Raw genomic sequence first — 23404 nt, forward strand, 5'->3', positions numbered from 1 at the left:
TGTGAATCTTTTCCTATTGTTGTGTTTAGTGAGTTTAGTCTGCTTCGGTTTGCAATTTGAGCCGCTGAGTAGTGTCAGTGCTTGGCATCTAAGTTCTATTGTACAAGGAGAATGGTGGCGCATCCTAACAGGAAATTTTACCCATACCAACTTTGCCCATCTTATGATGAATCTTGCTGGGCTATGGGCCATAACTTTTTTATTTAGGCCCACGTCTAAATTACTACTGGTGGCTCTGCTTCTTCTCAGTGGATGGGTGGGAATGGGGGTCTATTTTACTGACATGACTCTCTATGTCGGGTTGTCTGGAACGTTGCACGGCTTGTTCACCCTTTTGGCTGCTCAAGAATGGTTTCATGGTAGAAAAAATAGCCGTTGGCTGGTTTTCGGTATCATTGCCAAGGTCGCATGGGAACAACGTTTTGGCGCATCTCTTGGTACCGAAATTTGGATAGATGCTCGCGTTGCCACAGAAGCACATTTGATTGGGCTACTCGGTGGACTGCTCTTTGCGGCCTTAGAAAAAGGATATGCATTACAAACAAAGCGCCCTCATTAGGCGCTTTGTCAACAGCGTTTTAGACTACTGGACGCTGACCCCGAGCGATTAACTTAAGTAATACTGAATCGGCGGCCTCCCCCGCAACACCCGCCAATTTATCGGCCAGTTTTTTCTTTTGCACATAACGAACCGAGAGTACGGTTTTATCTTTACAAGCCTTCACGATCAAATCGTCTGATGTTGAAATCTCATCGACTAAGCCTAAATTTTTTGCTTGAGTACCAAACCAGTGCTCCCCGGTCGCTACTTTCTCTAGCTCTAACGCAGGGCGGTGATCACGAATAAACTGTTTAAACAATTCATGCGTTTCTTCAAGCTCTTGTTTGAATTTATCTCGTGCTTTATCGGTATTTTCACCGAACATGGTTAGCGTGCGTTTATATTCACCCGCCGTCAGTTGCTCAAATTCAATATCATTTTTCTTAAGCAATTTATGAAAATTGGGTAATTGCGCAATAACACCAATCGACCCTACAATCGCAAACGGCGCTGAAACAATTTTATCCGCAATGCACGCCATCATATACCCACCACTGGCCGCAACTTTATCGACAGCAATCGTCAAGGGCAATTCAGCCGCTTTCAAACGATCCAGCTGAGAAGAAGCCAACCCATAACCATGAACCATACCGCCCCCCGTTTCTAAGCGAAGCAGAACTTCATCTCCTGCTTGAGCGACCGCTAAAATAGCCGTCACTTCTTCTCGTAGTGAAGCCACTTCTTTCGCATCAATACTGCCATGAAAATCGAGCACAAACAGATGAGGGTCACGCTTTGCGGTTAACTCTCCTTCTTTAACCGATTTTTTCAATGCTTTCTCACGCGACTTTTGCTGCTCTTTTTCACTTTTCTTCTCCGCTTTATGGCGAGCTTTTAAAAAGCTGTCATCATGCAGATAAGACTCTAGCTGCTCAACCGTCTCTTTATGCTGATCGGTTAAGTTAGTAATAACCAACTCTCCCTTCGCCGCGGCATGTTTTCCTCCAACCGATTTCACAATGACTAACACCATGACGAGCGCAACCACAACGGTCACAATCTTGGCTAAAAATAAACCATACTCTAATAAAAATTCCAATGTACTCATCCTCTTCAGTGCGAATTGGTGTATTGTAACCATCTTGTCACGAAGACGAAAAGCAAATCATAACAATAAGGAAACGTAACGTGGATTATTCTGTTTCTGTTGACGCCTTAAAAAACAAAGTGATTTTAGTAACGGGGGCGGGAGATGGCATTGGCAAACAAGCCGCCCTCACCTATGCCGCTCACGGCGCAACGGTCATATTATTAGGCCGAACGGTGAAAAAACTTGAAAAGACTTATGATGAAATCGAAGCGGCTGGATACCCTCAGGCTGCGATTGTACCCTTAGATATGCTCGGTGCCACTAAGCAGCACTACTTAGACATGGCAGAAACCATTGAAGGTCAATTTGGTCGATTAGATGGCGTACTACACAGCGCTGGCCTACTCGGTGTACTCAGCCCATTTGACCAGATTGGTGAAGATACCTTTGATGAAGTGATGCAAGTGAATGTCAAAGCCCAATTTATGCTCACCCAAGCCATACTCCCTTTATTAAAAAAGACTGAAAATGCACGGCTAATTTTCACCAGCTCAACCGTTGGCCACAGTGGACGAGCTTTTTGGGGCACCTATGCAATATCGAAATTTGCAACGGAAGGGATGATGCAAGTGCTTGCCGATGAATTATCTGAAACCACGATTCGGGTCAATGCCATCAATCCGGGTGCCACCCGAACCGGAATGCGGGCTAAAGCCTACCCTGCTGAAGATGTCAATAAGTTAAAAACCCCCAAAGAACTCATGCCTCTCTACTTGTATTTAATGGCACCCGAAAGCCAATCTGTACATGGCCAATGTATCGATGCCCAGCCCAAGCGTTAGTGGGGATTGGCTAAAGTAATAAAAAAGCCTTGCTTTCCAGCAAGGCTTTTTTATTACGCTAAAGTTGCTCGCAACCTATCTTGAACGGCTTCTACCAGCAGATCGGGTTGAAATTTAGAAATGAATCGATCACAGCCCACCTTTTGTACCATCGATTCATTAAAGCTACCACTTAATGAAGTATTCAGCGTGATATAAAGATCCGACATCCTAGGGTCATTACGCACTTCATACGTCAAACGGTAACCGTCCATCTCTGGCATTTCTGCATCAGTGATTAACATTAATAGTTCTTGATTAATGTCTTTACCCTCATCACACCATGACTTAAGTAAATTCAATGCCTGTAAGCCATCCCAACACTCAATAATATTGAGTCCAAGCTGAGATAACGTTCCTTTTATCTGACTTCTTGCCGTAGCAGAATCATCCACAATCAAAATATTACGTCCGACCATTTCACTCAGTAGCTCATGATCCAACACTTCTTCAGAAATAGAGACGTCATAATCGATGATTTCAGCTAAGACTTTCTCAACGTCAACCACTTCAACAATATGATGTTGATCTTGCTCTTTAATATGAGTAATCGCGGTTAAATAGTTGGAACGACCAACCGATTTAGGGGGCGGTTGAATTTCTGTCCATGCGGTATTAATAATATTACGCACCTGCCCCACCAAGAACCCCTGTACCGTACGGTTATACTCGGTAATAATCAGATTTTGCTCTTGATTTTCCAAGCGCGAAGGAGGAAAACCGATCGCTTGACGTAAATCAATCACAGGAACGGCTTCACCACGCAAAGATGCGACCCCTATGATATTTGGATGCGAACCTGGCATCTTTGTGGTCAGCGGTACTTTAATGACTTCACGAACTTTGAAAACGTTAATAGCGAAGATTTGTCGACTATTCAAACTAAACAGCAACAGTTCTAGGCGGTTTTCTCCCACCAAATTGGTCCGTTGATCGACCGTGTTTAAGATACTCGACATACAAAATCCCACCAATAGAAAAGCATTATCGCTTTACAGTATATACCTAAACCGTCGTAAGGTATTTAGATACACACACAAATTTAAGTGACAAATGTAAACGCTCACAGAGAAAAAACGAAGCAAAAGTTACCCTTCGACCACCTTCATCAGTAATAAACCATCATACAACGCTTGTTTTATCAATGCGGCCCCCGGCATCGTAGCTTGTTTATAGAAACGCGATTCTAGCAATTGAAGGCCTTGGTGATAAACCGGTAAGCTTTGCTCCTCAATACAGCGTTGGATGGCTGGGTATAGCACACTTTTCGCTTGATTAATGACGCCACCAACCAAAATTTTCTCCGGATTAAATAAATTAATCACAATCGCAATCGCAGCCCCAAGATAGCGTCCTAATTGTTCGATCACTTCAACAGCAAGTTGATCGCCTTCCGCCGCTGCTAAACAAACATCTTCAATGGTGATCTCAGATTTCTCCGCTAATGAGGTTTCCTCCCCCAGAGCAATGCGGATAGCCACCTGCTCTCGAATCGCTTGAGAACTTGCCACCGTTTCTAAACAGCCAATATTACCGCAATGGCAACGTTTCCCTTGAGGATCAATTTGAATATGACCTAATTCACCAATATTACCGTGGCGACCTTGTAATACACGTCCATCGACAATAATTCCAGCACCTAAACCATGGTGAATAGAGATCAACACAGAATTATCAACATCTTGTGAGTGGCCAAATAACTTCTCCGCAAGTGCCCACGCCCGAGTATCGTTAGCCACAAAAACAGGAAGCCCCGTTGCTTTATAAATTTCCGGCCCGAGAGCCAAGTTTTCAACATTGTAATGTGGCATCTGTAGCACAATGCCCTGCTCTGAGTTAACCAACCCCGGTAAAGTAAGAGCAATACTGGTTACACGATCCAACTGAGCAGAATAAGTTTGAAAAAATTCTTCAATTTCAAATAATAACCGAGCTAATACATCCTCTTGATCAATTTCATGAATATCGATTTTGGTGTCAATTAACACCTCACCACCAAGCTCATGCAACGCAATCGTGAGATAGCCACGCCCAAGGCGCATAGACAAAAACTGCCAACCTTCATTATTGGTTTGTAACCCCACCGCTGGGCGACCTCGACTGATCGCCTCTTGAACGGTCGTCTCATGAATCAGATGAGCATCGATCAATTCACGAGTAATCTTCGTAATACTCGCGGGGGCTAATTGGCTCTCCTTTGACAAATCGATACGAGAGATAGGACCTTTTTGGTCAATGAGTTTATATACACGGCCAGCATTGACCTGTTTGATATGATCAATATGGCCTGGTTGAGCCATGTACATGGTGCACTCCAAAATTCAACAACCCGTCAATTTTTTTACTTTGCGAACTAATTGTGAAGTGCTTTGGTGAATACCCGTGACAAGCATCACGCATATAGATAGAAGTTTGTGTTTTTAGTCAAAGAGTGCGTAGTCAGATCACGACAATATTACCAATTAATGTCTTTTTTTACTCAGTGAATTAACGATTTTTTCTTTATTTTCTGAATGTAATACGTCAAAAACACCTCATTCTAATGTTTGAGATTCAACTATACTTATTTCAACACGGCACCATCTTATTGGAGTAAGTATGACGGTCCTATTAAGAAGAACCAAAATTGTCGCCACCTTAGGCCCTTCTACAGATAAAGAAGGGGTATTAGAGACGATGATTCGCTACGGAGTGAATGTTGTGCGAATGAACTTTTCTCATGGCAATGCAGAAGACCACCGGTTGCGAGCCGCTAGAGTACGAAAAATTGCGAAAGATCTTGGTAAAAATGTCGCTATTTTAGGTGATCTTCAAGGCCCAAAAATTCGTATTTCTACATTTAAAACAGGAAAAATTATTTTAAACGAAGGGGAAACGTTCATTTTGGATGCTCAATTTGCCTCGGGAGAAGGTACAGAAAGCATCGTCGGGATCGACTATAAATCCCTACCAAACGATGTTAACAATGGGGATGTGTTACTTCTTGATGACGGACGCGTTCAGCTAAAAGTCATAAAAGTAAAGGAAAATAAAGTCTTCACTCGTGTACTGATTGGTGGCCCTTTATCAAATAATAAAGGAATCAATAAAAAAGGAGGTGGCCTTTCTGCCGAAGCCCTGACTGAAAAAGATAAGCGGGATATTATACTAGCAGCAGACATTGGCGTGGATTATTTAGCGGTTTCTTTTCCCCGTAATAGCCAAGATATGGATTATGCTCGAAAATTGGCCAGAGATGCAGGCCTACATGCGCGCTTAGTCGCAAAAGTTGAGCGTGCAGAAACGGTATCTTGTGATGAAAATATGGATGATATTATTCGCGCTTCGGATGTCATTATGGTTGCTCGTGGCGATCTCGGTGTTGAAATTGGTGACCCAGAGCTCATTGCCGTTCAGAAAAAATTGATTTATCGATCCAAAGCCTTAAACCGAATTGTGATAACCGCCACACAGATGATGGAGTCGATGATAACCAACCCAATGCCAACCCGAGCAGAAGTCATGGATGTTGCTAATGCTGTGCTCGATGGCACGGATGCAGTCATGCTTTCAGGAGAAACCGCCGCGGGGAGATACCCAATAGAGACCGTTAAAGCAATGGCCGACGTCTGTATTGGTGCTGAAAAAATGATTGAAGCCAACCAACAAAACTACCGAATTGATCGCTCGTTTCAAACCGAAGAAGAAGCCATTGCAATGGCGACGATTTATACAGCCAATCATCTTGAGGGAGTAAAAGCCATGGTGACACTCACTGAGTCGGGAAGAACCGCATTAATGACTTCTCGCCTCAATTCCATTTTGCCCATCTTTGCGATGTCACGTAATGATGAAGCATTAAATCGTTGTGCCTTATACCGCGGTGTTACCCCTTTTTATTTTGATAGTCATTACACAGAAGGAATGATAGTAGCACAAGCGGCTTTGCAGGCATTAAAAGAGAAATGCCTACTTGAATTTGGGGATTTGGTCATTATCACTCAAGGTGACATTATGGATGTTGAAGGTACCACTAACTGTATGCGTATTGTGCCCGTTCTGTAATAGAGACGCTATAAATCAAGAAAACGAGAATACGTTGAGTGTGTCTTTTGCCGCCGCTCTGCTTGTTCTTTCGCGGCAATAAATGTCTCGATAAATTCATATCCAGCCTGTAAACCCAGCTCATAGTCATGTAACAAATCATCACGACGGCTCAACAATGAACTCGACTTTAATGGCTTACTCGGCACAATTTGCACAATAAATGCGTCATCCGGTGGAGAATGTAAAAAATCACTGGTCAGCGCATAAGTTTGATAATGAACCATCAACATATCAGCCAACCCAGAATCAAATTTGTTACCCAGCAGATGGCTTAACCGATAAATATTATCGGCCCCAAACAACCAACGCCCACCATTAAGCGTTTCTAAATGTTGATGGTCTTTTTTTAATTGCTGAGATTTTGCGATCTGCTGATGAAGAAAACCTTTCCAATCTTGTTTCCAATTTAACAACGTATTTTGCCAATGGGTTTGAATGGAATTCACTGACTCTCTTAACCACGGTACCTGAGCCCCTGTCGACGCTTCTGTCAGTACATTTTGCTGGCTCTCTTCATCAAGAGTTTCAGTTCTAATCACAGTAATAAAACGGGCTTCTTGTCGCCATGCCTCTTGTACTGGAATCGATGCTGACACACCACCATCAATGTAATTCTGCTCACCCAATAAGACTTCTTTCGTGTATAAACCCGGAATAGCACAAGTTGCCGTCAACACTTCTCGCCACTGCTCCCCTAGCATGGGAAAATAAGCATCTTTCAACGAGTTCACTTCGGTTACGGCCGCAAACGCTTTACGGCCTCCAAGTGTTGAACGCCCCATATCCAAATCTAGCCGATAAGGATACTGACAAATTTTATCCAACGCCCAATCTAAATTTAGATGCTGTTTACGTCGAATATAACTAAATAAATGAAAAAATTGTGGATTCGTGGTCAATTCAAGAATAAAGGCTTTACCTAAACCGTGTTGTCGACAAAGGTAAGCACAAAGGTTTAGTGCACCTGCAGAGGTACCATAAAATTCATGAAATGGATCAAAATTGGATAGGATAAAGGCATCTAACACACCTGCGGTAAAAATCCCCCGTTGACCACCTCCTTGAGCGACTAACGTATTCTTACCTGTAATAAATTTTGAGAGTCGATGAACATCGACCCTCTTTTCTAACTCAGAGACTGTACCATTGTTCACCATAGGCGAACCCTTCTTCTTGATTAGTTGGCAATAGCAACAACGCCGTACCCGATTAAGATAACAAATACTGTTGCCGTAATCACTAAAGCATACTGAAGATCGCGTTCCATAGACACCTCATTTTTAAGTTATACCCAAACTACTTAGCAGTGCAGGTCAGCAGCACAAGCGTCCATTCCCAAGAGTATAAAAAGACGCCCCATTAGGATGAACGAGCACAGCCAACAACTCAGCAACATCGAGTAAGAAAGACACAACCAAGTAATAACATTCAAAGAGTATTGATACAATCATTACGGCTTTTACTGCAATAAATATGAAGTTGTTATCACATTAATCAGAATAACCTTCGCTACCGACAATGAAACAAGCACAGTAATAAAATAACCAATCCAGTATATTGGAGCCATTCTCTGATGTGTGTCTACTTTTTAGTCACTTCCTCTGTTAATATATATAGTGTTATACGTTAACGATTATGCTCAGACCAGTTAATCCGATTATTAAAATAGAAATTAAACAAATATATAACTACCTTTATCCGTAATATTCTATTTTTCCACTACCTAACCAGTATAGGGTTATGTTTACATTCTATTGCCATTTCTAACATATATCTGTAGTCTCTTAACTAATGCGCAGCTGATTATTTCAGATAACGCAAACACACATCGATGTATATAGAGTAATATTCTGAGTTCTTGGTAATCTGGAGAAATATAAATCTAAGTTTTGACTTAATCATGGATGATGGAACAATATTTTAACAATTAGACCGGATTCAAATCTGATTACTTAGCCACGGATAATCGGCAAGCTACACTTCTGATTCTTAAGCGCACATGTACTTAAGCAAAGAGTCCACTTAGCCCTATCCACTATAGTAACAATGTCTATCGTCTATGAATGTGCCAGTTTATTAAGAAGCTTCATACCTCAGGGAAGTAATAAGGAGTCAATAATGAAGCGAGAACAATGGGGTTCCCGAGCTGGGTTTATATTAGCCGCGGTAGGCTCAGCGATAGGATTAGGTAATATTTGGCGTTTCCCCTACATGGCCTATGAAAATGGGGGGGGCGCATTTTTCATTCCTTATTTGTTTGCCATGTTGACGGCAGGGATTCCTTTTATGATCCTTGAATTTAGCATGGGGCAAAAAAACCGAGGGTCAGCTCCGTCGACACTCTCTAAAATTCATGCAAAATTTGAATGGCTGGGTTGGTTTCAAGTCGGTATAGCAGCAGTCATTGGTGTCTACTATGTGGCGGTCATTGGCTGGGCAATTTCTTACTTTGGTATGTCTTTTACACAAAGTTGGGGCAGTGATACCAATACCTTCTTCTTTAGCGAATACCTCAATCTTGGTGATAACTCTCCGACACAACTTGGCTCTATTCAGTGGAAAATCGCTCTGACCATGGCCATTGCTTGGGCAATAACTTATGCCGCCATTGTGGGAGGTGTAAAATCAGGGATCGAACGCGCATCGAGAATTATGATGCCTATCCTATTTATTATGGTCCTACTACTGATTGCACGAATGATCTTCTTACCTGGTGCATTGGATGGCGTAAACTATATGTTTGAGCCAGACTTCAGTAAGATCTGGGATGTAAAAGTATGGGCTGCTGCTTATGGGCAAATCTTTTTTACCCTCAGTATTGGCTTTGCGATTATGTTAGCCTATTCGAGTTATCTTCCTGAAAAATCAGACATAACCAACAACGCATTCATGACCGTGTTGATCAACTGTGGTTTCTCGATTTTGGCCGGTATTATGATCTTCTCAGTATTAGGCTACATGGCACAAGAGCAAGGAAAACCACTAACCGAAGTAGTTTCTGCTGGAGTAGGATTAGCCTTTGTAACGCTACCCGCAGCCATTAACCTATTACCAATTCCTTATATTTTAGGGCCTCTGTTTTTCTTAGCACTGGTGGTTGCTGGACTAAGTTCACACATTTCCATTTTAGAAGCAGTAACCTCAGCAATTATCGACAAACTGGGCTGGAGCCGTAAGAAAGCCGCTAATGTTGTTATCGGTTCTGGTTTTGTTATCTCCATGGCTTTTGCAACGAATGGTGGCCTATTACTGCTTGATTTAGTCGACCACTTTGCAAATAACGTAGGGATCATGAGCAGTTGCTTGATTGAGCTCATTTTAATGACTTGGTTGATGAAAGTTTCAGAGGCGCGTAAATACGTTAATAGCATTTCTGATTTTACCATCGGCGTATGGTTTGATATCTGTTTACGCTTTGTGTCTCCGGTGGTACTCGCAATTATTGTCGCCACGAAGTTCAGAGCACTGCTCACTGAAGGATATGGCGGCTACGACCTCACATTAGGTTGGGCAATGATCCTTTTCTTACTCGTAATTGGAGTAATCGTTAACTTAACCAGCCGTAAGGAAGCATACTAATGACAACAAGTGCAATTATCATGATGGTCATCGGCCTAGGGCTGACATGGGGTGGAGCGATCATTTGTATTAAAAAAGCCATGGAAAAACAATCGTAACCCTCGCTTTTTATGCCAAAAAGCCGGTCAATCGTACGACCGGTTTTTTGTTTTAAAACCGATAGGTTGCACCCACTGCAGCACCAACTTGTAGCTCAATACCAGAATGCATATTCAATTCAGGATGTACTTGCCCATAAAGGGTAAAGTTGGTATTAATGGGCCAATCAACACCAAGCGGTATACGTGCGCCAAAATCATCATCCCATTCGGCCCATGCCCCGACTCCAATATACCAATCAAAAGGAATTTCAGCCTGTTCAAAGTTTCCTCGCTTCGCTAGATAATCAAATGCCGCACCATCATTTCCGACAATAAATCGATATTGATCATTCGCTTCTAGCACCACACTGAGTTGCTGATCGACCGCCATCCCAACTTTAATATTGGGTTCTGGCTGTGCATAAACACTGCCTGCAACAGCTGATATTAATGCGACTATTCCTATTTTATTCATTCACTTTATCCTGTCTTCTCATCAATACGTCAGGCCTATCGTGTTACACAAGCAGAACCCGACAAGCAATAAGTCCACTTTATCGGTAGGCATCAATCATTATGTCAATGGTAGGTAAAGGGAACCCAAATCTGCTGTAGGATTTATCACTATGAAATGAATCAAGCAAGGGAACGATGGGGTGATAATGACCAATAAAAAGGAGGCCGAAGCCTCCTTATTTATAGGGGAAAGAAAAAATGAGAATTAACCGTGGTTACGGATCCACTCATCCATTTCTGTTTTTAGGTTATCAGATTTAGTACCAAAGATAGCTTGCACACCACCAGAGACAACAACAACACCCGCAGCACCAAGTTGTTTCAATTTCGCTTGGTCAACAACTTCTGTCTTAGCAACAGAAACACGTAGACGAGTGATACAAGCATCTAAGTTAGTGATGTTTTCTTTACCGCCGAAAGCCGCCACCAAATCACCTGCGAGTTCTGAGCCAGTAGAAGTATTTGCATCTGCTGATTCATCTTCACGACCCGGTGTTTTTAGATTCAAAGTACGAATCACAAAAGTAAACACAACGTAGTAAAGAACTGCGTAAGCAATACCAAGACCAACAAGCAGTAACATATTCTCAGCACGTGGTGATTGAACAACAAAGTCAATGAAACCATTTGAGAATGTGTGTCCGTGTACAACACCTAAAGCATTAGTCAGCACATAAGCTAAGCCAGCTAAAACAGCGTGAACAGCATACAGTACAGGAGCAATAAATAGGAAAGAGAACTCGATAGGTTCTGTAATACCAGTTAAGAAAGAGGTTAATGCCGCTGACGCCATGATACCCATGATTTTTGCACGGTTTTCAGGTTTAGCACAATGCGCGATAGCAAAGGCAGCGGCAGGAAGACCAAACATTTTAAATAGGTAACCACCAGCAAGCTGACCAAAACCATTACCAGCAGCACGGCTAGCATCATCAGCCGTTAGGAAACAGGTCATAATACCACGAGCCGCTTCACCAGAGTTGGTCACACATGAACCAGCTTCATAGAAGAAAGGTACGTTCCAAATGTGGTGTAAGCCGAATGGGATCAGTGAACGCTCAACAATACCGTAAATACCGAATGCTGTTACTGGGCTCTGGTTTGCAGCCCAATCAGAGAATGAAGCGATCGCATTACCAACTGGAGGCCAAATAAATGAAAGAACAAGACCTAAAGCAATGGCTAAGAAACCAGTAATGATTGGTACCGCACGTTTACCAGCAAAGAAACCTAAGTACTCTGGTAACTGGATTTTGTAGAAACGGTTGAATGACCAAGCCGCAACACCACCCGCTAAGATACCACCAAGTACACCTGTTTCGATGCCATCAACACCCATAACGCCCGCCATTACTTTCAGCGTAGCAACCATGATGCCGTAACCTACAATGGCAGAAAGGCCCGATACCCCATCGTTATTAGTGAAACCTAAAGCCACACCAACAGCAAATAGCAGAGCCATTTGACCAAAGACTGAACCACCGGCCTGTTCCATTAGGTGAGAAACTACCTCTGGCAACCAACTAAAGTTAGCCGCCCCTACACCAAGCAAAATACCTGCAACAGGTAAGACTGATACTGGAAGCATCAGAGCTTTACCTACTTTTTGCAGGTTAGCAAAAGCGTTTTTAAACATGTTTATGCTCCTGATTAAGTTATTAGAATTTTTTGGGTTCTAACGGCACACCCCCGTAGCCTAAATGTTAGCACCCAATGAAAATGTAACCACAAAATGTATTATATTTTCCGCCTCTAAATATATCTTGATGCCCCTCAAACTTTCTAGTTAGTTAAGAAATTTAGTTTCAAAGTAATAGGCAGATCACAAACTATCTTGTGCTTTTTCTCACCACCAATAAACAATAACCAATTGTTTTATAAGAATAAAATCAAGCCATTGATTAATTTCGTCGAGTAAATAAAATAAATACTATTGTTATTTTTCGTAACAAAATTACACTTTTGATGTTTTTGCTGCAAAAAACAACAGATTTAGTAAACACGCACAAAAAAAGAGCAAAATGCGAAAAACTACACAAAAAAACCTATTTGCATCACTTTTTTAATAACTTATTAGATTTCTATCGCAAAAAAAGATCTTGGAAGTTTTTGCTAGTTTTTTCTGCAACATCATGCAAGGCGACACCTTTTAACTGAGCAATATAAGCAGCAACCTCAACAACATACGCAGGTTGATTTTCTTTACCTCGATGTGGAACAGGAGCTAAATAGGGCGAATCGGTTTCAATCAGTAGCCGCTCAAGAGGTAACTGTTTAACCACTTCTTTCAGTTCTGTTGCTTGACGAAACGTCACTATTCCGGAAATCGAAATATAAAAGCCCAACGCCATAGCAGCTTCAGCGAAGGGGAGATCTTCAGTAAAACAGTGAATCACCCCGCCACATCGCTCTGCTCCGCCTTGCTTAAGTATAGACAAGGTATCTTGCCGAGCGTGTCGAGTATGAATGATTAAAGGCTTGTTGAGATCGACTGCAACATCAATCTGTTGAGAAAATCTCAATTTCTGCAAATCTGCCGTTTCTGGTTGATAGTGGTAATCGAGCCCTGTTTCTCCAATGGCGACCACTTTTGAATGGCTCGCATATTCACGAAACCGATCAAGTTCAAAATCACTCATCACATCGAGAGGATGAACACCGCAAGATGCATAGACTTGATCATAAGGCTCAATCATCTCCAACATAGATGGAAATGAATCCAGCGTGACTCCAACAGATAAAAACTGTTTAACCTTTGCTTGCTCAGCTTTAGCAATCACATCATCGATGCTTTTATAGCACTCTTGATAATTTAATTTATCAAGATGGCAGTGTGAATCTACAAACATGAATCCTCATTAAATTTAAATAGCCAATCGGTGATTAACAACTCAGCATTCAATCCACTAAATAGGCGTAACTGCTCTATCAGCTTAGCTAAGCTCTCTGTCTGCTGCTGTAAAAGTGCCAAAGAAACCGTAGTGGAAACGCTCTGACTGCCCGGTGTAAAATAAGAATCAATGATTCCAAAAGCAACTTTTTGGGCATCAGTCAGTAAAAACCAAATCCAATTCAAATAGGTTAATGGCTGAGCACTAAGCAATTTACTGCAAGCGAGTAAGGCGGAGAGATCACCTTGTAAAGCTGAAACAAATTGCCGCTCAATTTCAACATAGTGATCCATCTCACCCGATAAAATGGCATTTTGGGTGACTAATGGCGCATTACCGTGTATATGCGCAGCGAAATTAGGGATAGGTTCACCAAACTCTTTCTCTAACCACTTTTTCACCATTTGAGAACTTGGTTCTGGAACAGTAATTTTTTGGCATCGACTCACCACGGTTGCAAGTAATTGGCTTGTCTTTGCTGTCACTAAAACAAAAATGCACGTTTCAGCTGGCTCTTCGAGCGTTTTTAATAATGCATTCGCCGCTGATTCATTCATGGCTTCCGCAGGTTCAATAACAATCAGTCGAAATCCAGATAGCTGAGAAGACTCTTGCGCTAAACGGTTTGCATAACGAATTTGATCAACGGTAATATTTTTTCCCGCTTTCTCAGGACGAATCCGATGGTAATCAGGATGGCTGTCTGAGCGCATCAGTTCACACCCATGACAGAAACCACATGGCTCGCTCGGGTGTGTCGTGCACATCAATGCTTGAGCAAATCGTTCAACCACTTGAAATGCACCACACCCCTCTGGAGCTGAGATCAAGGTCGCAGAGGCAAAACGCGCACTATCCAGTTGCGCTTTCCATCCCATCCAGGCTGGTATTAACCAAGGGTAAAGGGAATTCATTGCTGGCCTTGACTCGTTGCTAACCAATGATTGAGTGCTTGTTGAATATCATCACTCACCGCTTCAATCGGCTGTTCAGCATTGATGATAACTATCGACGTATCAATACCAGCTAATTCCAAATAGCGTTTTCTTGTTCGCTCAAAGAAGCTGATGTCCATTTTTTCAATTCGGTCTAACTCTCCTCGCCCGCGAGCACGCTCGAGGCCAACCCTAGGGTCAATATCTAAATATAGGGTAAAATCAGGGCAAAAATCCCCCAAAGCAATCTGCTTTAGTTGAGACATGGTTCGATGATCGATTTGCCGTCCACCACCTTGATAAGCTTGCGAAGAAAGATCATGTCTATCTCCCACTACCCAATGCCCACTTTCTAAGGCCGGTTTAATTACGTTCTCGACCAATTGAACTCGGGCAGCATACATGAGTAAAACTTCCGTAATATCGTGAAGGACTTCACCTGAATGCTCTTCTTTGACCAAGGCTCGCATCTTTTCAGCCAATACGGTGCCTCCTGGCTCACGCGTTTGCGTGACCTGCGAAATACCGTGTTCATAAAGTGTATTGATGACAGCTTGAATTGCGGTGCTTTTCCCAGCCCCTTCTAGCCCTTCAACTACGATAAATTTTGTCTTCATTATTGGTTTCTAAGCTGTTTTAAGTAGGCGCGTACTGCGCGATTATGTTCTGTTAATGTTTTAGAAAAAACGTGTCCACCCTGACCGCTAGCGACGAAATATAGATAAGTACTCTGCTCTGGATTCAAGGCGGCATAAATCGAGGCTTCCCCAGCCATAGCAATAGGCGTCGGAGGCAATCCATTGATCACATAAGTATTATAAGCCGTTGGTTCACGAAGATCGGCCTTACGAATGCGCCCATTATAACGCTCTCCCATACCATAAATCACAGTAGGATCGGTTTGTAGTCGCATGCGCTTATTGAGTCGATTAATAAAAACTGAAGCGATTCGTTCCCTTTCCGCATCAATCGCTGTCTCTTTTTCAATAATAGATGCAAGAATCAGCGCTTCATATGGTGAAGCAAGCGGTAAGTCAGCTTGACGCTTTTCCCATGCCCGAGTCAATGTTTGATCCAGTTTACGATGCGCCCGTTTTAAAATATCAATATCTACCTCACCTTTTGTGAAGTGATAGGTTTCAGCCAAAAACAATCCTTCCAATTGTTTATGCTCAAGACCAAGTTGTTGGGCAATCTCCGCTTCGGAAAGGTTATTGATGGTTTGTTTCAACTCTGAAGTGTTCGCTAAGATTTCACGCCAGTCACTAAACCGGCTCCCTTCCACAAAGGTAATCGCAAACTGAAATTCTCGACCAGAGACCAACAAAGTAAGACTGTCTTGTAGCGACATATCCGGAAGTAACTGATAAGTCCCAGCTTTGATTTGTGTCAGCTCAGGATGCAAATGACGAATCAATTTGGCAGCAAAATTATCGTCAATCCATCCCTTTTTCATCAGCAAGGACAAAGTGCCATTTAAACTGGTTCCAGAATGAATGGTGATCTGCTGCGGCTTAGAAATGGATAAACGTTGTGCAAGGTAATCGTCCGATGATTTCACTATATAGAAAGCACTGATAAGCCCCAGTATCAAAAGTGCTAATAGCAAGACCGATAACTTTTTAATCACGAATCAAATATCTCCTGAAAAGCACGCACATAAGTGCCAATAGTATAATGGTGAGAAGTAATGCTAGTGACAGGTGCCACTTCTAACAGTGCGTTAGATATAAATACTTCATCTGCTTGGTAAAGATCTTCCACAGGGAAATGACCAAGCTGTACGGTTAAACCTAACGATGCCGCCGATTGTAGAATAATACGTCGAGCAACACCGGAAACCCCGGCATGGCACAGATTTGGGGTATATAACTCATCTCCTTTTATCCAAAAAAGATTTGCCATTGTGGTTTCCACAATAAAACCATCGAGATCAAGACAAACGCCATCAGGATAACCCGCCCGATCCATTTCACCTTTAAGCAAGACTTGCTCTAAACGATTATTATGTTTGTGCCCGGCCAATAGAGGGTTACGCCCCATTCTTTGTGAGCAAACCCCAAGTGTGAGGCCTACTTTTCGCCACTGGGAATAATATTCAGGGTAATCAAAAGGATGAATCGTTATATTCGCTGGCCGCTGTTGATCAGGACTGTATCCCCGCCCGTTCCCAACTCGGCTTACATGCAGTTTTATTCCCGCTTTTTCATCTAGTGTAATAACATTCGCTAACGTGTCATTCACCCGTTGCCAATCAGGCATCATAATACCTAACCGCTCAAGACATGCTTCCATACGCTCACGATGATAGTCCCAGTGCTGAATACGTCCACACTTGGTTAGCATCGTCGTAAAACAACCATCACCATATTGAAAAGAGCGATCAGCAACACTCACTGAATCAACGACTTTCCCATTGTGCCAATACATATTCGATTCCCTGAAAAAAACAAACGGCCTAATGCTAAGCACTAAGCCGTTGAAATACAAGTTAAGTCAAAGATGGAATTATATGCGTTTGAAAATCAATGAACCGTTTGTACCACCAAAGCCAAACGAGTTACACATCGCATATTCCATACCATCAACTTTACGCGCGGTATGAGGAACCAAATCAATCTCTAACCCTTCTTCAGGATCATCAAGATTTATGGTTGGCGGAACGATCTGATCAACCAAAGAAAGGATGGTAATGATCGCTTCCACGGAACCCGCGGCCCCCAGCAAATGACCAGTCATCGACTTAGTTGAAGAAACCAAAACTTGCTTAGAGCCATCTTCTCCCAAAGCACGTTTAATACCTTTTACTTCAGCAACATCTCCCGCAGGGGTAGATGTACCATGTGCATTCACATAACCAATTTGGCTACCTGTCACACCAGCATCACGCATGGCTGCTTCCATCGCAAGTGCGCCACCAGAACCATCACTACTTGGTGATGTCATGTGATAAGCATCACCTGACATACCAAAACCAACGACTTCAGCATAGATGTTAGCACCACGAGCTTTCGCTTGCTCATACTCTTCAAGGACGATCACACCCGCCCCATCACCCAACACAAATCCGTCACGTTCTTTATCCCAAGGACGAGAGGCCTTTTGTGGCTCATCATTACGAGTCGAGAGTGCTTTAGCCGCACCAAAACCCGCCATACCTAGCGGAGTGGACGCTTTTTCACTACCGCCCGCAACCATGGCATCTGCATCACCATACGCGATCATTCGCGCTGCATGGCCGATATTATGCAATCCTGTTGTACAAGCAGTCGAAATAGCAATGTTTGGGCCACGTAGACCACGCATGATAGAAAGGTTACCCGCAACCATATTCACGATGGTTGATGGTACAAAAAACGGACTCACTTTACGTGGACCTTTTTCAATTAAAGCTTGGTGACCCGATTCAATCAGGTCAAGACCACCGATACCAGAACCGATAGCCACACCAACACGGTGAGCATTTTCTGGTGTAATTTCTAAACCTGAATCGTCTAACGCTTGAATACCCGCAGCAATACCATATTGGATGAAGAGATCCATTTTACGGGCATCTTTTTTAGACATGTACTCTTCGCAGTTAAAATTTTTAACTAAACCTGCGAAACGAGTTGAGAAATTTGTAGTATCAAAGTGCTCAATATTAACAATACCACTTTGACCAGCTAGCAGGGCTTTCCAAGAAGATTCCACTGTGTTGCCCACTGGTGACAACATACCCATGCCAGTGACAACGACACGACGCTTGGACACGATCTTATTCTCCGGAATTGAAAAATTCTATGAGAGGGATAGAAGAATGAGAAAAACTCAGGCGGCCAGAGGGCCGCCTGGGGAGAACATTACTGAGCGTTGCTGGTTACGTAATCGATCGCAGCTTGAACAGTAGTGATTTTCTCTGCTTCTTCATCAGGAATCTCAGTATCAAATTCCTCTTCTAGAGCCATTACTAGCTCAACAGTGTCTAGAGAATCAGCACCTAGATCTTCAACGAAAGAAGATTCATTTTTCACTTCTGCTTCGTCTACACCTAGCTGTTCAACGATGATTTTCTTTACGCGTTCTTCAATGTTGCTCATGTTTTCTTTTCCTTTACAGATTTCGCCTAATGCGATGATTCCGTAGTTTATTCGAACTAGTGAAAGTTGCAAGAGGGACCTTGCTGGTCAAACCACAAATTTGCCGATTTTAACCGAAATTCACACCATTATTGATATAAATCATGCACAAATGTTGCGCAGATCAGAACCAACTGTTACGAGAAGTCGGTATAAGCTTACATTATTACCCCAACTTCACCAAACAATCAGTATTAAACCATGTACATCCCGCCATTGACATGCAATGTTTCACCGGTGATGTAAGCCGCTTCAGATGATGCTAAAAATGCAACGGCTGAAGCGATTTCCCGCGGATCACCTAAACGACCTGTAGGGACTTGTGCTAGTGTAGCAGCACGTTGCTCATCATTCAGCGCTTTTGTCATATCAGTTTCAATAAAACCTGGCGCAACTGTGTTAACCGTCACACCACGCGATGCAACCTCACGAGCCATTGACTTAGTAAAGCCAATCACACCCGCTTTTGCTGCCGCATAGTTTGTTTGTCCAGCGTTGCCCATTGTACCAACCACTGAACCCACATTAATAATACGACCATGGCGTTTTTTCATCATGCCACGTAATACCACTTTCGATAAGCGGAAAATTGAAGTGAGGTTGGTATCGAGAATATCCGTCCACTCTTCATCTTTCATTCGCATCAATAGATTATCACGGGTAATACCCGCATTATTCACTAAAATATCGACACCACCAAACTGTTCAGTAATCGCTTTTAATACTGCTTCAATTGAACGGGTATCGGTGACATTTAAAGCAAATCCTTGCCCATTATCACCGAGGTAAGCACTGATCGCTTCCGCACCACTTTCACTGGTCGCCGTACCAATAACCGTCGCACCACGAGCAACTAATGTTTCCGCAATCGCTTTTCCTATACCACGGCTTGCGCCCGTAACCAAAGCAACCTTACCTTCAAGACTCATAAATTCAGCCATGTTTTTTCCCTACTTTATTTTGCAGCATCCAATGATGCAAGATCATTTACGGCCGCTGCATCTAAGGTTTTTACAATACGTTTTGTTAAACCCGTTAAGACTTTGCCTGGGCCAACTTCAAACAGTTTTTCAACCCCAGCATCACTCATTTTCTGTACGGCTTCAGTCCAACGTACTGGGCTATACAATTGACGAACTAGTGCATCTTTAATTTTTTCCGGATCCGTTTCTGCAATAACATCAACGTTATTGATCACTGGAATATTAGGTGTATTAAATTCAAGGTTCGCTAATGCCAACGCCAGTTTCTCCGCTGCTGGCTTCATTAATGCGCAGTGAGAAGGCACAGAAACGGGCAGTGGTAGCGCTCGTTTGGCCCCCGCCTCTTTACATAACACACCCGCACGCTCTACCGCTTCTTTTTGACCAGCAATCACAACTTGACCTGGTGAGTTAAAGTTAACCGGAGAGACAACCTGGCCTTGGGCTGCTTGCTGGCAAGCATTCGCAATAGCGTCATCGTCTAAACCGATAATCGCATACATAGCACCGGTTCCAGCCGGTACCGCTTCCTGCATCAATTGACCGCGCAATTCAACCAGTTTAATCGCTTGTTGAAAATCAATAACGCCCGCGCAAACCAAAGCCGAATATTCACCAAGACTGTGTCCTGCAAAATACTCAGGTTGCTTAAGCTCCAACGACTGCCAAACTCGCCAAATGGCCACAGAAGCTGCCAATAGTGCCGGTTGAGTACGAAAGGTTTGATTGAGATCTTCCACTGGGCCATTTTGGATCAAAGCCCACAAATCGTATCCGAGTACCTCAGAAGCTTGGGCAAAGGTTTGTGTAACGACATCATACTGTTGTCCAAGTTCAGCAAGCATACCAACGGCTTGTGAACCTTGACCGGGAAATACGATAGCAAACTTGCTCATATTTTATTCCTTAACCTTAATAATGAATAAGGAGTCGTTAAAACTCCTTAAAACCAAATCGATCACTGAATTAGGGCTCAAAAACGAACTAACGCTGAACCCCAGGTAAAGCCACCACCAAAAGCTTCAAGCAGTAATAGGTGGCCTCGCTGAATTCGTCCGTCACGAACCGCTTCATCTAATGCTGTTGGAACGGTTGCTGCTGAAGTATTACCGTGGCGATCTAAGGTGATGACCACCTGATCAAGGGACATCGATAATTTTTTGGCCGTTGCTGAAATAATGCGATAATTTGCTTGGTGAGGCACAAGCCAATCAAGCTGTGATTTATGCATATTGTTAGCCGCTAACGTGTCTTTAACCAGCTTCGACAATTGCGTCACCGCGACTTTAAAGACTTCATTACCCGCCATATAAAGCCATTTATCTGTATTACCACCACGTTCTGGCACTTCAAGGCTCAATAAATCACCAAATTCGCCATCAGCATTAATATGTGTTGATAAAATACCGGGTTCTTCACTTGCCCCAATCACAACCGCTCCAGCGGCATCACCAAATAAAATGATGGTGGAACGATCGGTCGGATCACATGATTTTGATAATGCATCGGCACCAATCACAAGCACATGTTTGCACATGCCCGATTTAATATGTTGATCGGCAACTGATAAACCATACATAAAACCAGAACATGCGGCAGCCAAATCGAATGCTGGACAGCCTTTAATACCTAGTTTAGCCTGAACCTGACAAGCAGAAGATGGAAAAGTATGGCTACCACTGGTTGTCGCAACAATAATGAGATCAATCTCATTTTTATCAATTCCCGCCATTTCAATGGCATTTTCAGCTGCATAAAAAGCCATATCTGCAACTGTTTCGTTCTCAGCGGCAATACGACGTTCACGAATACCTGTACGAGTAACAATCCACTCATCACTGGTTTCTACCATTTTCTCTAGATCTGCGTTAGTACGCACCTGAGCTGGCAGGTAGCTGCCTGTACCTAAAATTTTGCTATACATGAAGACTAATAATGCCTCTCGAGTAAAACCGCTTCCAAACGATCGCTGATGCGGCTGGGGACCTGTCGCTTTACCTCATGAACCGCTTCACCTATCGCATTGACGACTGCGGATACATCAGCACTTCCGTGACTTTTAATCACGATGCCGCGCAATCCTAACAAACTTGCGCCGTTATACTGGTCGGGGTTCAAGGTTTTTAATTCATTAAATAGATCAGAAAATAACTTTCTTGCTATCCAACCCTTTATGGATGAGGCTAAAAATCGAGCCTTTAGCTTATCAATAAAGAGTTGCGCTGTTCCTTCACAAGTTTTTAAACAGACATTACCGACAAATCCGTCACAAACAACGACATCCGCAGCATCCATCAATAACTGATTCCCTTCAATATAGCCAATAAAATTCACAGCCTGTGTCTGCTTTAACATTTGTGCGCATTGTTTGACAAGATCATTGCCTTTAATTTCCTCGGCTCCAATATTTAAAATGGCAACCCGAGGAGGATGATGTAAATGCTGTTCAGCCAATGCCGCTCCCATCACTGCAAATTGAAAGAGTGAGTCGGCATCACTAGAGACATTGGCCCCTAGATCCAATAACCATGTTTTTTCCCCAGACGCAGTGGGTAAAGCAGAAACAAGCGCTGGCCTATCGATGCCTGGCAAAAGCTTAAGACGAAAGCGAGACAACGCCATCAACGCTCCGGTATTGCCAGCACTGACACAAGCATCCGCACGGCCTTGAGCCACTAAGTCAATAGCCAGTCCCATAGAACTGCCCTGACTATTACGCAATGCTAACGAGGGTTTTTCTGAGTTAGAGATAATTCGGTCACTATGCTCGACACTCAAACGCGCATCGGGTTCGTAACCTAGTAAAGACAACTGTTGGTTGATCATTATTCGATCACCAACGAGAATCACTTTTAGCTCTGGGAAATGCGACAGTGCCTGCACGGCGGCAGGCACTGTAACGCGAGGACCGAAATCCCCGCCCATTGCATCAAGTGCAACGGTTAAATTTTGCAAAGGTCAACCTTACTTGTTGATAACCTTTTTGCCACGGTAGTAACCGTCAGCAGTTACGTTGTGACGTAGGTGAGTTTCACCTGAAGTCACATCTACAGAAAGAGCTGCTGTAGTTAGTGCATCATGTGAACGACGCATACCACGCTTAGAACGTGTTTTACGGTTTTGTTGTACGGCCATGGACCCTACTCCTATGTTAATGTCTAAAGATTTACTTCTTTAAACTTTTTAAAACATCGAATGGATTCGGCTTGTCTTCCAACACTTCTTCTGGAAGTTCACCAAACACCAAATTGTCTGAATTAACGCTACAGTCCGCTTCATCATGCATCGCAACTTGGGGCAAGTTTAAGATGAACTCGTCTTCAACTAACTGAATGAGATCTACTTCACCGTACTCATTAAGATCTACCAAATCGTATTCGTCCGGGGCATCTTGTTCACTTTGCTCACTATAATAGGGAGTATAAGTAAACTCGACTTCACACTCATGTGCGAATAACTCATTACAGCGTTGACACTCTAAATCAACTTCGATGTTAGCTTTACCAGAGATAACAACCAGTTGCTGTTCATCCATCCCAAATGACAATGAGACGTGAGCGTCGCGTTTTACGCCTGAGACTGACTCATTTAAACGCTTCAAAAGACTCAGTTGGATGATGCCATCGTAATCAAGTCGTTTTTGAGCGGCTTTAGCCGGGTCAACCGTCCGCGGTATTTTTACCTTTTGCATAGGGCGCGAATAT

The 23404-nt window shown here is 43.0% G+C and carries 25 protein-coding genes; 5 read left to right on the plus strand and 20 right to left on the minus strand.

Annotated features, from left to right (window positions below):
* Position 1: 1 nt before the first annotated feature.
* Positions 2–559, plus strand: coding sequence for a rhombosortase (gene rrtA, locus EXA13_RS09685; RefSeq protein ID WP_346346947.1), 558 nt, complete (start codon positions 2–4; stop codon positions 557–559).
* 19 nt (positions 560–578) lie between these two features.
* On the opposite strand, the gene sohB is transcribed toward rrtA, so the two are convergent.
* Positions 579–1640, minus strand: a complete 1062-nt coding sequence (sohB, locus tag EXA13_RS09690; protein ID WP_238132990.1) for a protease SohB — start codon at positions 1638–1640, stop codon at positions 579–581.
* Positions 1641–1729: 89 nt separating this feature from the next.
* Here sohB and EXA13_RS09695 point away from each other — a divergent pair, with 89 nt between their 5' ends.
* Positions 1730–2473 (plus strand): YciK family oxidoreductase, encoded by a 744-nt coding sequence (locus EXA13_RS09695; protein ID WP_238132991.1) that lies wholly within the window; start codon positions 1730–1732, stop codon positions 2471–2473.
* Between the two features lie 53 nt (positions 2474–2526).
* On the opposite strand, the gene EXA13_RS09700 is transcribed toward EXA13_RS09695, so the two are convergent.
* Complete coding sequence (locus EXA13_RS09700) at positions 2527–3471, minus strand: chemotaxis protein CheV (RefSeq protein ID WP_238132992.1); 945 nt, start codon at positions 3469–3471, stop codon at positions 2527–2529.
* A 129-nt stretch (positions 3472–3600) separates the two neighbouring features.
* A complete protein-coding gene (gene mlc / locus EXA13_RS09705) occupies positions 3601–4818 on the minus strand; it encodes a sugar metabolism global transcriptional regulator Mlc (RefSeq protein ID WP_238132993.1) in 1218 nt (405 codons plus the stop codon).
* 292 nt (positions 4819–5110) lie between these two features.
* Here mlc and pyk point away from each other — a divergent pair, with 292 nt between their 5' ends.
* The gene (pyk, locus tag EXA13_RS09710; protein WP_238132994.1) at positions 5111–6556 is read left to right on the plus strand and encodes a pyruvate kinase; all 1446 of its coding nucleotides are present in this window, start codon (positions 5111–5113) and stop codon (positions 6554–6556) included.
* Positions 6557–6564: 8 nt separating this feature from the next.
* Here pyk and EXA13_RS09715 read toward each other — a convergent pair whose 3' ends face one another.
* Together EXA13_RS09715 and EXA13_RS09720 are read right to left on the minus strand one after the other, a co-directional pair.
* Positions 6565–7755 carry a patatin-like phospholipase family protein gene (locus EXA13_RS09715; protein ID WP_238132995.1) on the minus strand — a complete coding sequence of 397 codons (1191 nt, stop codon included), beginning with the start codon at positions 7753–7755 and terminating at the stop codon, positions 6565–6567.
* Between the two features lie 20 nt (positions 7756–7775).
* Positions 7776–7865, minus strand: coding sequence for a YnhF family membrane protein (locus tag EXA13_RS09720; protein WP_238132996.1), 90 nt, complete (start codon positions 7863–7865; stop codon positions 7776–7778).
* A gap of 851 nt (positions 7866–8716) precedes the next feature.
* Here EXA13_RS09720 and EXA13_RS09725 point away from each other — a divergent pair.
* Together EXA13_RS09725 and EXA13_RS09730 are read left to right on the plus strand one after the other, a co-directional pair.
* Positions 8717–10177 (plus strand): sodium-dependent transporter, encoded by a 1461-nt coding sequence (locus EXA13_RS09725; protein ID WP_238132997.1) that lies wholly within the window; start codon positions 8717–8719, stop codon positions 10175–10177.
* A complete protein-coding gene (locus EXA13_RS09730; RefSeq protein WP_238132998.1) occupies positions 10177–10275 on the plus strand; it encodes a MetS family NSS transporter small subunit in 99 nt (32 codons plus the stop codon). The genes EXA13_RS09725 and EXA13_RS09730 overlap by 1 nt, the downstream gene beginning before the upstream one ends.
* Before the next feature lie 52 nt (positions 10276–10327).
* On the opposite strand, the gene EXA13_RS09735 is transcribed toward EXA13_RS09730, so the two are convergent.
* The 15 genes from EXA13_RS09735 to yceD form a co-directional block, all read right to left on the minus strand.
* Positions 10328–10732, minus strand: a complete 405-nt coding sequence (locus tag EXA13_RS09735) for a hypothetical protein (protein WP_238132999.1) — start codon at positions 10730–10732, stop codon at positions 10328–10330.
* Between the two features lie 246 nt (positions 10733–10978).
* Positions 10979–12409 (minus strand): PTS glucose transporter subunit IIBC, encoded by a 1431-nt coding sequence (ptsG, locus tag EXA13_RS09740; protein WP_238133000.1) that lies wholly within the window; start codon positions 12407–12409, stop codon positions 10979–10981.
* Positions 12410–12854: 445 nt separating this feature from the next.
* Positions 12855–13622, minus strand: a complete 768-nt coding sequence (locus EXA13_RS09745; protein WP_238133001.1) for a TatD family hydrolase — start codon at positions 13620–13622, stop codon at positions 12855–12857.
* Entirely contained in the window at positions 13613–14578 is a 966-nt protein-coding gene (gene holB, locus EXA13_RS09750; RefSeq protein ID WP_238133002.1) for a DNA polymerase III subunit delta', read from the minus strand. The genes EXA13_RS09745 and holB overlap by 10 nt, the downstream gene beginning before the upstream one ends.
* Positions 14575–15219 (minus strand): dTMP kinase, encoded by a 645-nt coding sequence (gene tmk, locus EXA13_RS09755; protein ID WP_238133067.1) that lies wholly within the window; start codon positions 15217–15219, stop codon positions 14575–14577. The genes holB and tmk overlap by 4 nt, the downstream gene beginning before the upstream one ends.
* Positions 15216–16229, minus strand: a complete 1014-nt coding sequence (gene mltG, locus EXA13_RS09760; RefSeq protein ID WP_238133003.1) for an endolytic transglycosylase MltG — start codon at positions 16227–16229, stop codon at positions 15216–15218. Before mltG ends, tmk begins: the two co-directional genes overlap by 4 nt.
* On the minus strand, positions 16226–17029 hold the full coding sequence (pabC, locus tag EXA13_RS09765; protein ID WP_238133004.1) for an aminodeoxychorismate lyase: 804 nt from the start codon (positions 17027–17029) through the stop codon (positions 16226–16228). The genes mltG and pabC overlap by 4 nt, the downstream gene beginning before the upstream one ends.
* 78 nt (positions 17030–17107) lie before the next feature.
* Positions 17108–18352, minus strand: coding sequence for a beta-ketoacyl-ACP synthase II (fabF, locus tag EXA13_RS09770; RefSeq protein WP_238133005.1), 1245 nt, complete (start codon positions 18350–18352; stop codon positions 17108–17110).
* Between the two features lie 89 nt (positions 18353–18441).
* Positions 18442–18678, minus strand: coding sequence for an acyl carrier protein (acpP, locus tag EXA13_RS09775; RefSeq protein ID WP_000065130.1), 237 nt, complete (start codon positions 18676–18678; stop codon positions 18442–18444).
* Between the two features lie 233 nt (positions 18679–18911).
* The gene (gene fabG / locus EXA13_RS09780) at positions 18912–19646 is read right to left on the minus strand and encodes a 3-oxoacyl-ACP reductase FabG (RefSeq protein ID WP_238133068.1); all 735 of its coding nucleotides are present in this window, start codon (positions 19644–19646) and stop codon (positions 18912–18914) included.
* Between the two features lie 26 nt (positions 19647–19672).
* Positions 19673–20596, minus strand: a complete 924-nt coding sequence (gene fabD, locus EXA13_RS09785; protein ID WP_238133006.1) for an ACP S-malonyltransferase — start codon at positions 20594–20596, stop codon at positions 19673–19675.
* A 77-nt stretch (positions 20597–20673) separates the two neighbouring features.
* Positions 20674–21624 (minus strand): beta-ketoacyl-ACP synthase III, encoded by a 951-nt coding sequence (locus EXA13_RS09790; RefSeq protein ID WP_238133007.1) that lies wholly within the window; start codon positions 21622–21624, stop codon positions 20674–20676.
* A gap of 5 nt (positions 21625–21629) precedes the next feature.
* Positions 21630–22655, minus strand: a complete 1026-nt coding sequence (gene plsX / locus EXA13_RS09795) for a phosphate acyltransferase PlsX (RefSeq protein WP_238133008.1) — start codon at positions 22653–22655, stop codon at positions 21630–21632.
* A gap of 9 nt (positions 22656–22664) precedes the next feature.
* Complete coding sequence (gene rpmF, locus EXA13_RS09800; RefSeq protein ID WP_238133009.1) at positions 22665–22835, minus strand: 50S ribosomal protein L32; 171 nt, start codon at positions 22833–22835, stop codon at positions 22665–22667.
* A gap of 31 nt (positions 22836–22866) precedes the next feature.
* A complete protein-coding gene (gene yceD / locus EXA13_RS09805; RefSeq protein WP_238133010.1) occupies positions 22867–23391 on the minus strand; it encodes a 23S rRNA accumulation protein YceD in 525 nt (174 codons plus the stop codon).
* Between the last annotated feature and the right edge of the window lie 13 nt (positions 23392–23404).

The sequence above is a fragment of the Vibrio cincinnatiensis genome (assembly GCF_022113815.1).
In the GTDB taxonomy this organism is placed as follows: Bacteria; Pseudomonadota; Gammaproteobacteria; order Enterobacterales; family Vibrionaceae; genus Vibrio; species Vibrio cincinnatiensis_A.

Excerpts from the sequence above, each read along its gene's own strand:
- EXA13_RS09700 (WP_238132992.1), bottom strand. The coding sequence starts at position 3,471 with ATGTCGAGTATCTTAAACACGGTCGATCAACGGACCAATTTGGTGGGA.
- mlc (WP_238132993.1), bottom strand. The coding sequence starts at position 4,818 with ATGTACATGGCTCAACCAGGCCATATTGATCATATCAAACAGGTCAAT.
- pyk (WP_238132994.1), top strand. The coding sequence starts at position 5,111 with ATGACGGTCCTATTAAGAAGAACCAAAATTGTCGCCACCTTAGGCCCT.
- EXA13_RS09715 (WP_238132995.1), bottom strand. The coding sequence starts at position 7,755 with ATGGTGAACAATGGTACAGTCTCTGAGTTAGAAAAGAGGGTCGATGTT.
- EXA13_RS09720 (WP_238132996.1), bottom strand. The coding sequence starts at position 7,865 with ATGGAACGCGATCTTCAGTATGCTTTAGTGATTACGGCAACAGTATTT.
- EXA13_RS09725 (WP_238132997.1), top strand. The coding sequence starts at position 8,717 with ATGAAGCGAGAACAATGGGGTTCCCGAGCTGGGTTTATATTAGCCGCG.
- EXA13_RS09730 (WP_238132998.1), top strand. The coding sequence starts at position 10,177 with ATGACAACAAGTGCAATTATCATGATGGTCATCGGCCTAGGGCTGACA.
- EXA13_RS09735 (WP_238132999.1), bottom strand. The coding sequence starts at position 10,732 with ATGAATAAAATAGGAATAGTCGCATTAATATCAGCTGTTGCAGGCAGT.
- ptsG (WP_238133000.1), bottom strand. The coding sequence starts at position 12,409 with ATGTTTAAAAACGCTTTTGCTAACCTGCAAAAAGTAGGTAAAGCTCTG.
- EXA13_RS09745 (WP_238133001.1), bottom strand. The coding sequence starts at position 13,622 with ATGTTTGTAGATTCACACTGCCATCTTGATAAATTAAATTATCAAGAG.
- holB (WP_238133002.1), bottom strand. The coding sequence starts at position 14,578 with ATGAATTCCCTTTACCCTTGGTTAATACCAGCCTGGATGGGATGGAAA.
- pabC (WP_238133004.1), bottom strand. The coding sequence starts at position 17,029 with ATGTATTGGCACAATGGGAAAGTCGTTGATTCAGTGAGTGTTGCTGAT.
- acpP (WP_000065130.1), bottom strand. The coding sequence starts at position 18,678 with ATGAGCAACATTGAAGAACGCGTAAAGAAAATCATCGTTGAACAGCTA.
- fabG (WP_238133068.1), bottom strand. The coding sequence starts at position 19,646 with ATGAGTCTTGAAGGTAAGGTTGCTTTGGTTACGGGCGCAAGCCGTGGT.
- fabD (WP_238133006.1), bottom strand. The coding sequence starts at position 20,596 with ATGAGCAAGTTTGCTATCGTATTTCCCGGTCAAGGTTCACAAGCCGTT.
- EXA13_RS09790 (WP_238133007.1), bottom strand. The coding sequence starts at position 21,624 with ATGTATAGCAAAATTTTAGGTACAGGCAGCTACCTGCCAGCTCAGGTG.
- rpmF (WP_238133009.1), bottom strand. The coding sequence starts at position 22,835 with ATGGCCGTACAACAAAACCGTAAAACACGTTCTAAGCGTGGTATGCGT.
- yceD (WP_238133010.1), bottom strand. The coding sequence starts at position 23,391 with ATGCAAAAGGTAAAAATACCGCGGACGGTTGACCCGGCTAAAGCCGCT.